Origin of the sequence: Gilvirhabdus luticola (assembly GCF_040117515.1) — a bacterium.
GTDB lineage: Bacteria > Bacteroidota > Bacteroidia > Flavobacteriales > Flavobacteriaceae > Gilvirhabdus > Gilvirhabdus luticola.
Genome location: NZ_JBEEEN010000005.1, coordinates 96,780 through 110,430, shown reverse-complemented (window position 1 = coordinate 110,430; position 13,651 = coordinate 96,780). Strand labels below are relative to the sequence as shown.

Here is a 13,651-nt window from a genome sequence, read left to right as displayed (position 1 = left end):
GCCGCTTTAATTTATTGTTTTATGAGTTTCTTGGTGACTTGCCCATTTTCTGAAATAAGCCTGACCAAGTAAATACCTTTATTGAAACTTGAAACATCAACACTATTTTGATCTGATGATACTTTTTCTATGAGGACTTTTTTTCCTAATACATCATATATAATTAAGTCCAAATCTTGTGTTGTAGAAAAATGTAAATTGTTTTTTACTGGATTTGGATACATACTAACAGAAATTGAGTTATAATTGTTTTCCGTTGAAAGTGAGGCGCTCCAGATTTGCTGAACATACTCTGGATGGTCTATAAAAGGATTACGGTTATTTTGCCTTGCAAAAATGGCGTTGTTTCTATCTTGCTCTCTTATTGAAACTGGGTCATCTAAATGCCATTGGTACAAAATATTTAGAAAGGTTTGATTAAAAACTTTATCGCTTGAACCATCAAACATATCATAAGTGTTAAAGCCTGTAATATCGTCTTCATATCTAGTTACAAAATAGAAAAACATTCTAGCAATATCGCCTTTAAACTCATCAATTGGTTCAAAAACTGTATTGGTGTAACCAGCTGAATATCCTGAATTCAAATTGTTTCCTCTTTTAGAACCATTTGTTGATGTCCAATCTGGTGAATCAACAACTCCAAATGGAAAATTACCTCGTTGAGCATTTACAAATTTATCTGAAGGAATTACAAAATGAGCATCATTTCTCATTGGGTCATCAGAATCAAAAACTGATTGAGGTATCACGTGCTCTCTATTATAATATTCGCCTTCTGATGTACCTCCAGAACCAGAATCCCTATCGTCAGGGTTTTCAATTTCATAGGTATATTCGTAATTGTCTGCTAAATTATTGCCGTCACTGTCAACTCTTTCTGAATACATATCTAAAACAGTACCATTATCTTCAAAATAGTTATCTCTGTCTGATGTTTCATAAGTAATATACAGTCCGCCATAGCCATTATCAACAGATAAATATTCTGTTGAAAGACCATCGTTATTTGCATCAATAATTTCTTTTAATGCGGTTTTTAAAGGGTATCCATTTCTTCCGTTCGCCCAATCATAGTAACCAGTTGGTTGGGCAAAACTTAAAAAAGAGGTCAATAAAAATAGAAAGTAAATATGTTTCATTAATTTTTCTTTTGTAGTAAGGCCATATAAAATCCATCAAAACCAGATTTATGAGCCAATATTTTTTTATCTGTTACAAAGGTAAAATCTTTTCCTGATTCTGAACTTAAAAACTTTTCAACTTGTTCTTGATTTTCAGATGCTAAAATTGAACATGTAGCATAAACTAATTGTCCATCTGCTTTTACCATTTGAGAATATTGTCTTAAAATTTCTTGTTGTGTTATTTTTATATTTTCAATAAACTCTGGTTGAAGTTTCCATTTAGCATCGGGATTTCTCCTTAAAACACCAAGACCAGAACATGGAGCATCTATTAAGACACGATCTACTTTATCATATAATTTTTTAATGACTTTAGTAGAGTCTATTAAACGAGTTTCTATATTATGTGCTCCATTTCGTTTGGCACGGCGCTTCAATTCGTTAAGTTTATTGCCATAGATATCTAATGCAATTATTTGACCTTTGTTTTCCATTAAAGAGGCCAAATGCAATGTTTTACCGCCAGCTCCTGCACATGCATCAACAACACGCATTCCGGGTTTTACGTTTAAAAATTCTGCAACCAGTTGAGAAGATGCATCTTGTACTTCAAACAAACCATTTTTAAAGGCTTCGGTTTGAAAGACATTTGCACGTTCTTTTAATTTTAAAGCATTTGGGTAATCTTTTAAAAACTCGGTTTCAATATCAAGGTCAAATAATTCTGCTTGTAGTTTTTCTTTGGATGTTTTTAAGGAGTTTACTCTTAAAATAACATCAGCTTGTTGGTTTAATGCTTCAATTTCTTTGGTCCAAATTGCATTTCCCAGTTCATCCTCTCCTAAATCATCTAGCCAATCTGGAATGGATTCTCTGAACTTTCTTATTTTTGAAAGTTCATCAAAACGTCCTTTAATTTTTCTTGTAGGGGTGTTTTCAAAATACTTCCAATCAGGTAATTTAATACCTTTTAGAGTTCCCCAAACTGCAAACATGCGCCACAGATTATCTCTATCAAAAGGCTCTTTAACTTCAGCAATTTCAGCATATAACCGTTTCCAACGTACAATATCGTATGTGGTTTCGGCTACAAATGCCCTATCACGACTTCCCCAACGTTTGTCTCGTTTTAAAAGTTGCTGAATCACCTTATCTGCATAGTCTCCTTCATTAAATATTTTTGTTAAGCCATCTATAGTAGCAAAACATAAATTTCTGTGTAATCGCATTTTGAAAATTTAAGTTCGCAAAGATAGGTTTAAAATGTTGATTTGTAAATTGTTTGTCTGGATTATTGATTCTCCAGTATTAAAATGAATGAGTTGCAGAGATACAAGAATCTATAAAAATAAAAAAGACATTTTTAAACGTCTTTTTAAAATATATAAACAAAGGAAAAATTAATGCCCTGTCTTTTTTCTCTTTTTGTATTCTTCAAACATTTTATGTTTGAATTCATTCTCTGCTTCTTTGAGTAACAACACTTTTTTAGCAGGAATGACTTTTGTTATATCAGAAATAAATTCATTATAAAGATCATGACGTTTATTAGAAAGTATGGTTATTTCCTTTAAAATTGATTTAGCATCTGCTTCACTTAAAGTTGCATAATCTATTGCTTTTCTTTTTTCGTGAATCGCATTTTTCATCGCTCTATTACTGTCTTGAAAAGCATTATATATTGGCCAAAAGCTTTGGGCCTCATCTCCCGAAAAGCTCAATTTTTCTGTAATCATAGCTACTTTAAGAGCTTTGATACGTTCTTCTTTATCCTGGGAAAATCCTAAAGAGGAAGCTAAAATGAGTGAGATAAGAATGATGTTTTTTTTCATTTTATTAAAAATTTATTCAGAAAGAAAATCTTCTACATCTTCAGTATTGAGTAAAAAATCTTCTAACAATATATCGCTTACAGACTCTGCTATGGCTGTACTGGATAATTCATCTGTGTTAGTAATAAGATTTGCAATATCTGAAGATTCTAAATCTTCATTTAATACAAAGTTTTCTAAAGTTTCATTATCTAATGAATCAAAAGTTATTTGCTTTTTAAAAATGGAAAGATTAAATAACAATAAAATTGAAGCAGCAATACTTAAGCTCGTAATTATCGTTTTTTTGTTGAATAGTTGAATAACTTTGTTGTCTTTTTGATGAACTTTATTTAAGATAGTATCTTCAATAGTTTCAAAATAACCTTGAGGCACTTTAAAACCACTTCCAGAACATTTAATCTTATCTTGGTTTAAAACAGAAGCTTCAAACGTTTCAAAATAATCTTGTGGAGTTTTAAACCCTGAATATTTGATATTTTTAAGATTGTACTTCTTCATTATTAAGTAAGACTTATTTTTTGATCAAAGGTTTAAATATTGATTAAATAGTCCTCAATTTTTTTTACAGCAATATGGTAGGAAGCCTTTAATGCTCCTTCACTTGTTTTTAATATTTCGGACATTTCTTTATATTTTAAATCTTCAAAATATTTCATATTAAAAACTAGTTGTTGTTTATGAGGTAAAGTGGCAATAGCCTGCTGTAATTTTAATTGTGCCTCATCACCTTCAAAGTAAACATCTGTTGTTAATTTATTTATGGCTAGTTGTTGAACTTCTTCGTTAGTTATCTGTAATCTATTTGCTTTTTTATTAATAAATGTAATAGATTCATTAGTTGCAATTCTGTACATCCAAGAGTACAATTTGCTTTCTCCTTTAAAGTTATGAATATTTTTAAAAACTTTTATAAATGTGTTTTGCAAAACATCGTCAGCATCTGGGTGAGACTTGACAATATTCCTGATGTGCCAGTACAAGCGTTCTTTGTATTGTGTAACTAACTCTCTAAAAGCTTGATCTTTATGTTCAGAAGAATTAAGTTGTTCTATAAGCTCTAGCTCATCCGTCACGTTAAGTAGTTTAAATTAAGACTTATTCTTAAAAAGAAGGTTTAAAAGCAAAAAGATATTCATTTTTCTGTTAAAACACAAAAAGTTGAAAATCAGAATATTAATAATAATATAATCGATTAAGTGTATAAAAATATCGATAAAATGCATTTTTTTCTTGTTTTATAGATTTTTTTGTTTTATGTTTACATCACTAAACCTACCAATATGTTGTTAGAGCCCCAAATCTAGCAATGAATTCAAAAGGATAGAACTTGGTCACTCTATCCTTTTTTTTATTGGACTAATCGAAACTTTGCATTTCTACTAGTTTTTTATAAACTGTATTTTTTTGGAGTAGCTCTATGTGAGTACCTTGTTCTACAATTTCACCTTTTTGCATAACGATTATATTGTCAGCATTTTGAATAGTAGATAACCTATGAGCAATAACAATGGAAGTTCTATTTTTCATCATGTTTTCGAGAGCCACTTGTACAAGACGCTCACTTTCTGTATCAAGGGCAGAAGTTGCTTCATCAAGAATCATTATCGGTGGGTTTTTAAGTACTGCACGCGCAATGCTTAATCTTTGCTTTTGTCCGCCAGATAATTTGTTTCCAGAATCACCTATGTTTGTATCAATGCCATTTGGTAGATCCTTAACAAATTCCCATGCGTTTGCAATTTTTAATGCATCGATAATTTCTACATCAGTTGCTTTAGGTTTTCCTAAAAGAATATTGTTCTTTACAGAATCATTAAATAAGATTGAATCTTGAGTCACTAAACCCATTAATGAGCGTAAGGAACTTTTACTTAAATCTCTAATATCTATTCCGTCTATAGTAATAGCACCTTCAGTAACATCATAAAAACGAGTAACCAGATTTGCAATAGTAGATTTTCCGCTGCCAGATTGACCTACAAGCGCAACGGTTTTACCTTTTGGGACTTGAATAGAAAAGTTCTTTAGAACCAATTCATCTTCATATTTAAAGAAAACATTATCAATAGTAATATTTGAGGTAAAATCTTCTTTTGTGATAGCATTTGGTTTATCTTCCAAAGGAGATGTAGTATTTAAAATCTCTAAAACACGCTCTGCGGCAGCATTTCCTTTTTTAACACTATAACTGGCTTTACTTATAGCCTTTGCAGGTGTTAAAATATTATAAGCTAACCCCATATAAACAATAAATAAACCAGCATCTAAAGTCTTTTCTTTGAGTACCATTTGACCTCCATACCATAGTAAAATTGAAATTACAGTAATGCCTAAAAATTCACTGGTTGGAGAGGCTAAATTTTGTCTATTTAAAAGCGTATTAGAAAAATTAAAAAATTGAGTTGTAGATTCCCTGAACTTGTTTCCAAAGATTTTTTCTGCATTAAAACCTTTGATAACCTTTAATCCTCCAAGTGTTTCTTCGATAATGGATAAAAACTTTCCTTGTTCTTTTTGAACTCTATCTGATTTTCTTTTTAATGATTTACCAATTAAAGAAATAAGAAATCCAGAAATTGGTATGAAAATAAAAACGAAAAAAGTCAGTTTTGCACTAATCAAAAACATCATAATGATAGTAAAAATTATCATTAATGGTTCTCTTACAATAAGTTCAAGTATTGACAAAAAAGAATGTTGTATTTCTTGAACGTCACTAGAAATTCTTGCTATAGTATCACCTTTGCGCTTTTCAGAAAAATAAGATAAAGGTAGACTTACAATTTTATCATATAAAGTATTTCTAACATCTTTTAAAACACCGTTTCTTAGAAATGTAATAAAATACATGGCCAAATAATTGAATACGTTTTTAAGTAAAAACATGCTTACAACCAGAATCACCATAAATATAAGTACATCGTCATTACCGTCATTGGCCTTTTGCGTTACGAAAAAATTAAGATAATCTTCAGCGTAGTTTTTCAAACCAGAAAAACCTTCCCATTCTGGTTTAACCTCAAGTCTTTTGGTTTTATCGAAAAGTACGTTAAGCATTGGGAATAGTGATACCATTGCCAATGTACCAAACAAGGCGTAAAGAATATTTGATAGAATATTTAATAAAGCATAACCTCTATAGGGCTTTGCAAAGCCAAGTATTTGCCTGAAATAATTCATTAATTAAGGCTCATGTCTTTTACAATGGCATCAATTTTATGATCGAGAAGCTTCTCTGTTTTATCAAATTCATCTATAGAGTTTAATGGCATGTTGACACTTATATAAAACTTGATTTTTGGTTCTGTACCGCTAGGCCTTAAAGCTATTTTGCTCCCATCTTCTGTATAGTAAATAAGGACATTAGATTTTGGAATATCAATTACTTCTTCAGAATTATCTATAATGTTTTTGGCAATAGATAGTTGGTAATCTTCAATTCTAATTACTTTGGACTCATTTACTTTTTTAAGAGGATTATTGCGAGCATCAATCATCATTTGTTTTATTTCATTGGCACCTTCTATACCTTTTTTGGTTAATGAAATTAAACGTTCTTTATAAAAACCGTGATCTACATATAATTGGATAAGGTCTTTATAAAATGAACTACCACTAGACTTGGCAAGAGTAGCAATTTCACAGGCTAATAATGTAGAAGTGACGGCATCTTTATCTCTTACAAAATCGCCAACCATATAGCCAAAACTTTCTTCACCACCACCAATAAAATCGAGTTCTGTGAAATCTCTAATCATTTTGGCAATCCACTTAAATCCTGTTAGACCTTCTTTATATTCAACACCATATGCTTTTCCTAAAACCGCCATCATTGGTGTAGAAACAATGGTTGAAGCAATAAATTCTTTACCTTTTATCCTTCCATCTTTTTTCCATTGTTTCAGGAGGAATTCGGTCATCATTAACATGGTTTGATTTCCATTAAGTAAAACCATATTATTTTGAAAATCTCTTACTGCCACTCCAAGCCTATCACTATCTGGATCTGTACCAATGACAATATCTGCATTAACCTTTTCTGCCAATTCTAGGGCCATCTTAAGTGCTGCTGGTTCTTCTGGGTTTGGTGACTCTACAGTAGGAAAATCTCCATTAGGCACACGTTGTTCTTCAACAATATGCAAGTTGTCATATCCAGCATGGGTCAATGTTTCTGGAATTATTGTTATGGAAGTTCCGTGAAGTGATGTAAAAACAATAGTCAGATTATCTTTTTCTTCTTTTGACGTGTAATTAGCATTGATAATAGATGCGTTAATAAAAACATCGTCAACGTCTTTACCAATATATTGGATTAAATCATCATTGGCTTCAAACTTAATTTTAGAATAATCAGTGGCTTCAATCTCTTTTATGGTATTATTGTCATGCGGAGGAACCAATTGTCCGCCATCTTGCCAATAGACCTTATACCCATTATATTCAGGTGGATTGTGAGAAGCTGTTAAAACAATACCACAATGGCAGTTTAAATGTTTTAATGCAAAAGACAATTCTGGAGTTGGACGAAGTTCTTTAAACAGAAACACTTTAATTCTATTAGCTGAAAAAACATCAGCAACAACTTTAGCTAATGAGTTACTATTATGTCTGCAATCATAAGCAATAGCAACTTTTATGTTTTCACCAGGAAAGGATTTGTGCAGGTAATTACTTAAGCCTTGTGTGTTTTTCCCCAGTGTATATTTATTAATCCGATTTGTACCAATTCCCATCATACCACGCATTCCACCAGTACCAAATTCTAAATTTTTATAGAAACTTTCTTTGAGTTCTTTTGGGTTTGTAGCAATTAGATTTTTAATATGATCTTGTGTTTGCTTATCGAATGCTGGAGTTAACCAAGTGTTAACTTTATCTAATAATTCTGGTTCAATATAAATCATAAGCTAATATTATTTAACAAAAATAAGCAATTCGTTAAATGTTAAAGTTTAAAAAAGCGTTAATTTGACTAGAAAGGCTATAAATTCAATTCGTCTTTGATGAGATAACGATTTTTATCTTCTTTTGTTCTTAAGATTATCTCACCTAGAAAACCTGCTACGAAAAACTGTGTACCAATAATCATTGTAACCAAAGCAATATAAAATTGTGGTCTTTGAGTAATTAACCTGCCAGCTGGATTCAAGAATAATTTATCAATACCTAGATATAATGCAAAAGCAAAGCCTACAGCAAACATAATGACACCGAGTGCTCCAAATAAATGCATTGGTCGTTTACCAAAACGAGATAAAAACCAAATTGTAATTAAATCCAGAAATCCATGTATAAATCTATCCATACCAAATTTTGTTTCGCCATATTTTCTGGCTTGGTGTTGTACTACTTTTTCTCCAATATTTGTAAAGCCAGCATTTTTTGCTAGTAATGGAATATAGCGATGCATTTCTCCATTAACATCAATATTTTTTACCACATCTTTATGATATGATTTTAATCCACAATTGAAGTCATGTAGTTTTACTCCAGAAGTTTTTCTTGCTGCCCAATTAAATAATTTGGAAGGCATATTTTTAGAAAGTTTTGAATCGTAACGTTTCTTTTTCCAACCTGAAACCAAATCATAACCATCCTTGACAATCATATTGTAAAGTTCTGGAATTTCGTTAGGATTGTCTTGCAAATCTGCATCCATAGTGATAATGACATCACCATTTGCTTTTTCAAAACCTGCATGTAGAGCTTGAGATTTTCCAAAATTCTTTAAAAACTGAATACCTTTTACATTGCTATCTTTTTGGGATAGTTGTTGTATTGTCTTCCAGGAATCATCAGTACTTCCATCATCAATAAAAATGATTTCATAAGAAAAACGATTGGATTGCATAACATTTGCAATCCAATCGTATAACTCATTAAGAGATTCTTTTTCGTTAAGTAGTGGTATGACTACTGATATATTCATAAGGTATTATGCTTCTTTTTTCATTACCAATCCAGCAATTAATGAGTAAATCAATCCAAACAATGCACTTAAGGCTATCCAAACAGCACTTCCTATAATAGGATTTGTAAATATCTCCCGTATTGATGCTGATTTTTCAACCATTTCTTCGGTTATTTTGCCACTCTCCAATTGCCTTTCAATTTCAGCATTTGCAACTTGTTGTATAAATTCTGGATCTACTATATAATTGAAAATTATTGAATAAACAGAAAAAACTAAAGCACTAACAATAGCAATAGAGAGACCAACTTTTAAAGCTTCACTTAAACTTAAAAGGTTTGAATTATGAGCTTTGTATTTATTAATAGCATAAAATATGACTACGGGGAATAAAATATAAAATAAATACATAGGCCATTGCTTACCTTGTATTTGCATTCCTGTAACATACATCATTACTGCAATTATAATTAAAAACATTCCTAAATAGACACCATAATTTCTTGAAAATTTTCCAGGAGATAAATCTTGAGTTTCCATATTATTTTTTGATTTGATAGTTTATAGTTAGTAAGTGTAAATTTAACCAAAAAAGTTACATTTTGTTTAAACTTGAAAAAATAATAAAAACTATTGTTCTTTTGTAAAAAATGCTTAAATTTGCACCTTTAAAAATCAAAAGAATTTTAAAGCGTCAAGCGATGAAAAAAGGTATACATCCAGAAAATTATAGATTAGTAGCATTTAAAGATATGTCTAATGACGATGTGTTTTTAACGAAATCTACGGCTAATACAAGTGAAACAATAGAGGTTGATGGTGTTGAATATCCACTTGTAAAAATGGAAATCTCTAGAACATCTCATCCTTATTATACAGGTAAATCTAAATTGGTAGATACTGCTGGGCGTATTGATAAATTTAAAAACAAATACGCTAAATTTAAAAAATGAGATATTTTTAAAATATAATTTGATTAAGCCTTTCAACTATTGAAAGGCTTTTTTATTTTTACAGAAAAGCATTTATATGAATTATATTCTTTTTGATGGACCTTCTCGCGAAAACTTACTGCCTTTCACTTTTACTCGACCAGTTGCAGATATAAGAATAGGGATTCTCACTATTCGTGAAAAATGGGAAAAACATTTGGGTTTTACTACAACTACTATTACTGAAGATTATTTGTCTGATAAATATCCAATGGTAGAAATGGAAGAGAATGTGATGATTAACTCATCATATTTACCAAATGCCGAATTGGTTGAAATGATAAAATCTTTAGAAGAAAATCAAGCCATTTTTAAGGATGAAGATGTTATAGCTTTTTATGCTAAAGAAGCTCAAGAAGATATTGATTTTAATACATTTTCTGCCATTGAGTTAGATGATGATATTATAAAAATAGACCATTCTTGGGATATTTTTTCTAAAAATGGAGAAGCTATGCTTGAAGATTTTGATCTTCTAACAAATAATAGAAAGTCAAAAAATATTCCTTCCAGTAATCAATTAATTAATTCTGAAAACATATTTATTGAAGAAGGTGCAAAGCTTGAATTTGTAACCCTAAATGCTAGCTCTGGTCCAATTTATATTGGAAAGAATACCGAAATTATGGAAGGGAGTTTAATTCGTGGTCCATTTGCTTTATGTGAAGGTGGTGTTGTAAAGATGGGAGCAAAAATTTATGGACCTACTACAGTTGGTCCATATTGTAGGGTTGGTGGAGAGATAAATAATTCGATACTTTTTGCCAATTCTAATAAAGGGCATGAAGGTTATCTTGGTAATTCGGTTATTGGAGAATGGTGTAACCTTGGTGCAGACACTAACAATTCTAATCTTAAGAACAATTATGCTGAAGTTAGATTATGGAATTACCAAACCGAAGGATTTTCAAAAACTGGTTTGCAATTTTGTGGTTTGATGATGGGAGACCACAGTAAATGTGGTATTAATACCATGTTTAACACAGGAACTGTTGTAGGTGTAAGCGCTAATATTTTTGGAAGTGGTTTTCCTCGTAACTTTGTTCCTAGTTTTTCATGGGGCGGCCATAGTGGTTTTACCACTTATGATACAAAAAAGGCTTTTGAAGTGGCCAAAGTTGTTATGGCAAGACGACATGTGGAATTTACTGAAAGTGAAGCTAAAATATTAGAGCATGTTTTTCAAGAAACCAGACAATTTAGAAGAAGTTAAGTTTTATCATGAATAAAATATTTTTCTACCCCATTTTATTTATTTCCTTAAATATCTTTTGTCAGGAAGAGCCCTTTACTGTTGTTAATTTAAAAATGAATAACGAATTACCTCATTTTGGATTAACATTAACACCAAAAAATACTGTTTTATTCACATCATATTTGGTCAACAAAAAAGGAAAGGTCAAAATGAATGGAGTAGATCCAATCTTGACGCTTTATGAAGGTCAAATAAGTTCGGATGGTAATATTATAAATATTGAGCAGTTACCAATTGATAATTCACAGGACCTAAACCATATTACTAGTGGCTCACTTTCGCCAGATGGTAAAAGATTGTATGTTGCAACCAATTATATCAATATTAAAAATAAACCAAAAGGTACTTACAAGGAGACCAATTTTTTTATTCAAGCAGGTGAATATCAAGAAGGAATTGGATGGACAAATTTTAAAACTTTACCGTTTTGTCAGCCGAAATATTCTTATTCGCATCCAAACATAAGTCCTGATGGAAAGTGGCTTTATTTTATATCTAATATTAGAGGTGGTAATGACAATACACGAGGACCTTCAGATGTGTTTAGAGTTGAAATACAGGATGATGGAAGTTTTGGAAAGCCAGAAAATTTGGGGTCTAATGTAAACTCTTATAGTCGTGAGATGTTTCCTTTTATAAGTGCCGATAACATTTTATATTTTTCTTCTAATAAACCTAATGGTGTTGGAGGCTTTGATATTTATAAAGCAAAAATGAAAGATGATGGTACTTTTGAAAAAGCTGAAATTTTACCCGAACCCATTAATAGTAAAGAGAGCGATGTTAGTTTTGTTATAGATGCCAAAGGAAATGGCTTTTTGGCTTCAAAAAGAAATGGTGGTCAAGGTGATGATGATTTGTATTATTTCACAAAAAATTAATTCTTTTTTACGAATCTTAAATCCAGATAATTGATTGGATTTATTCCCAATCCTGATACATTTTTTCCAGTAAATCTTACAACTTCATCATAATATAATGGCACTATTGGAGCTTTGTCTATCACAATAGAATCCATTGCAGTATATAATAATTTTCGTTCTTCGATATTAGTTATAGTAAACGCTTTGTTGTATAAACTATCAAATGTGGCATTTTTAAAATGAAAATAATTAGAGCCGTTTGGAGCAAAGTTCTTACTATAAAAAATAGACAAGTAGTTTTCGGCATCCAAATAATCTGCAATCCATGAGCTTCTGAACATATCTATCTTTCCGTTAGACCTTCCACTTCTTAAAGAGGCTTCAGGCATGACATCAACATTAATGGTCAAGCCTGTTTTTTCCAGTTCACGCTGAATAAATTCACAAAAACTTAAATAATTACTTGTAGTTGTTAAAGTAATTTGCGGATTTGATATACCACTTTCCTTCTTGAACTGCTCAACCAATTGTCTTGACTTTTCTGGCTGATAAGTGAATCCTATTGATTTATCATAACCAGCAAGACCAATTGGGATAAAACCACCATGAGCAGGATTTCCTATACCATTTCGCAAATAGATCATCATTTTTGCTCTATCAAAGCCATAGTTTATTGCTTTTCGAATAAGTTCTGATTGAATCTCTGGAGTTTCAGAATCTAAATAAAAACCTAAATATTCAGTATTTAAATAAGGACCTCTGATCATATCAATAGTTTCGGTGTAAGAGTCTCGAAGCTGTCCTTGTGCAGTTAAAAGCTCATCTTTATATGAAGCATCCAAACTATTTAAAAAGTCTAAATTGCCTTGTGCAAATTGTAAAAATTCACTTTGTTTGTCAGGTAAAAATGTAATGGCAACTGCTTCTAAATACGGTAAAGAGTTTCCTGCTTCATCCTTTTCAAAATAAAATTCATTCTTTCTAAAAACTAGTTTAATATTTTCTTCCCAACGTTTAAATTTAAATGGACCTGTGCCAATTGGATGCGATCGGAATTCGCTGCCATAATAATCTACAACTTCTTTTGGCACTACAGAACAGTACTTCATTGATAATAATCCTATAAATGCAGGAAAAGGTTGCTTCAATGTGATTTCAAAAAGTGTGTCGTTTATAGCTCTAAAATCATCAACTTTATTTAAAACCCAACTTCCTGGTGCAGCAATTTTACTATCTCTCAAACGGTTTAAGCTATAATTAAAATCTTCAGCAGTAACAATTCGCGTGGAGTCTTTTCCCAATAATTGATGCTTATGAAAATAAACATCGTTTCTTAATGAAAATGTATAAGTCATTCCATCTTCAGAAATGTTCCAACTTTTAGCAATACAAGGTTTAATGTTTAGATCACTATCTAATTGTACTAAACCATTGAACAGTTGATTAGTTACCCAGGTATCTTGTAAGGTCCTTGCAAATGCTGGATCAAGTGTATTTATGTTAGCATGTTCATTATACCTAAAGACTAAACGATTGTTATCTAAATCTGAAGTTTTATCGCATGAAACAATTACAAAAAATAGAGAAATAAATATTAATACTTGATTTAATAAATTGTCTATTATTAGGTGTTTTATCATTCTATTTATTAGTTGTAAATTTGCA

General features: G+C 31.0%; 13 protein-coding genes. 3 read left to right on the top strand and 10 right to left on the bottom strand.

What is annotated here, in order from left to right; genetic code table 11:
* Nucleotides 1-11: 11 nt before the first annotated feature.
* The 9 genes from AAFP94_RS09870 to AAFP94_RS09830 all read right to left on the bottom strand — a co-directional run bounded on the left by AAFP94_RS09870 (nucleotide 12) and on the right by AAFP94_RS09830 (nucleotide 9,416).
* Entirely contained in the window at nucleotides 12-1,142 is a 1,131-nt protein-coding gene (locus AAFP94_RS09870) for an endonuclease (RefSeq protein WP_316662514.1), read from the bottom strand.
* Nucleotides 1,142-2,356: an RsmB/NOP family class I SAM-dependent RNA methyltransferase gene (locus tag AAFP94_RS09865; RefSeq protein WP_316662513.1), complete on the bottom strand. Its 1,215-nt coding sequence runs from the start codon at nucleotides 2,354-2,356 to the stop codon at nucleotides 1,142-1,144. The genes AAFP94_RS09870 and AAFP94_RS09865 overlap by 1 nt, the downstream gene beginning before the upstream one ends.
* A 171-nt stretch (nucleotides 2,357-2,527) precedes the next feature.
* Nucleotides 2,528-2,959 (bottom strand): sensor of ECF-type sigma factor, encoded by a 432-nt coding sequence (locus tag AAFP94_RS09860; protein WP_316662512.1) that lies wholly within the window; start codon nucleotides 2,957-2,959, stop codon nucleotides 2,528-2,530.
* A gap of 12 nt (nucleotides 2,960-2,971) precedes the next feature.
* Nucleotides 2,972-3,460, bottom strand: coding sequence for a hypothetical protein (locus AAFP94_RS09855; protein WP_316662510.1), 489 nt, complete (start codon nucleotides 3,458-3,460; stop codon nucleotides 2,972-2,974).
* Between the two features lie 32 nt (nucleotides 3,461-3,492).
* Nucleotides 3,493-4,035 (bottom strand): RNA polymerase sigma factor, encoded by a 543-nt coding sequence (locus AAFP94_RS09850; protein ID WP_316662509.1) that lies wholly within the window; start codon nucleotides 4,033-4,035, stop codon nucleotides 3,493-3,495.
* 283 nt (nucleotides 4,036-4,318) lie between these two features.
* Entirely contained in the window at nucleotides 4,319-6,142 is a 1,824-nt protein-coding gene (locus AAFP94_RS09845; RefSeq protein WP_316662507.1) for an ABC transporter ATP-binding protein, read from the bottom strand.
* The gene (locus tag AAFP94_RS09840) at nucleotides 6,142-7,869 is read right to left on the bottom strand and encodes a phospho-sugar mutase (protein ID WP_316662505.1); all 1,728 of its coding nucleotides are present in this window, start codon (nucleotides 7,867-7,869) and stop codon (nucleotides 6,142-6,144) included. The genes AAFP94_RS09845 and AAFP94_RS09840 overlap by 1 nt, the downstream gene beginning before the upstream one ends.
* A gap of 77 nt (nucleotides 7,870-7,946) precedes the next feature.
* A complete protein-coding gene (locus tag AAFP94_RS09835) occupies nucleotides 7,947-8,894 on the bottom strand; it encodes a glycosyltransferase family 2 protein (protein ID WP_316662503.1) in 948 nt (315 codons plus the stop codon).
* Nucleotides 8,895-8,900: 6 nt separating this feature from the next.
* Nucleotides 8,901-9,416 carry a DUF4199 domain-containing protein gene (locus tag AAFP94_RS09830; RefSeq protein ID WP_316662501.1) on the bottom strand — a complete coding sequence of 172 codons (516 nt, stop codon included), beginning with the start codon at nucleotides 9,414-9,416 and terminating at the stop codon, nucleotides 8,901-8,903.
* Nucleotides 9,417-9,577: 161 nt separating this feature from the next.
* On the opposite strand from AAFP94_RS09830, the gene AAFP94_RS09825 reads away from it, so the two are divergent.
* The 3 genes from AAFP94_RS09825 to AAFP94_RS09815 all read left to right on the top strand — a co-directional run bounded on the left by AAFP94_RS09825 (nucleotide 9,578) and on the right by AAFP94_RS09815 (nucleotide 12,004).
* On the top strand, nucleotides 9,578-9,829 hold the full coding sequence (locus AAFP94_RS09825) for a type B 50S ribosomal protein L31 (RefSeq protein ID WP_316662500.1): 252 nt from the start codon (nucleotides 9,578-9,580) through the stop codon (nucleotides 9,827-9,829).
* Nucleotides 9,830-9,905: 76 nt separating this feature from the next.
* Complete coding sequence (locus AAFP94_RS09820) at nucleotides 9,906-11,081, top strand: GlmU family protein (protein ID WP_316662499.1); 1,176 nt, start codon at nucleotides 9,906-9,908, stop codon at nucleotides 11,079-11,081.
* A 95-nt stretch (nucleotides 11,082-11,176) separates the two neighbouring features.
* On the top strand, nucleotides 11,177-12,004 hold the full coding sequence (locus AAFP94_RS09815; protein ID WP_316662498.1) for a TolB family protein: 828 nt from the start codon (nucleotides 11,177-11,179) through the stop codon (nucleotides 12,002-12,004).
* On the opposite strand, the gene AAFP94_RS09810 is transcribed toward AAFP94_RS09815, so the two are convergent.
* Nucleotides 12,001-13,626, bottom strand: coding sequence for an ABC transporter substrate-binding protein (locus AAFP94_RS09810; RefSeq protein WP_316662497.1), 1,626 nt, complete (start codon nucleotides 13,624-13,626; stop codon nucleotides 12,001-12,003). The genes AAFP94_RS09815 and AAFP94_RS09810 overlap by 4 nt on opposite strands.
* Between the last annotated feature and the right edge of the window lie 25 nt (nucleotides 13,627-13,651).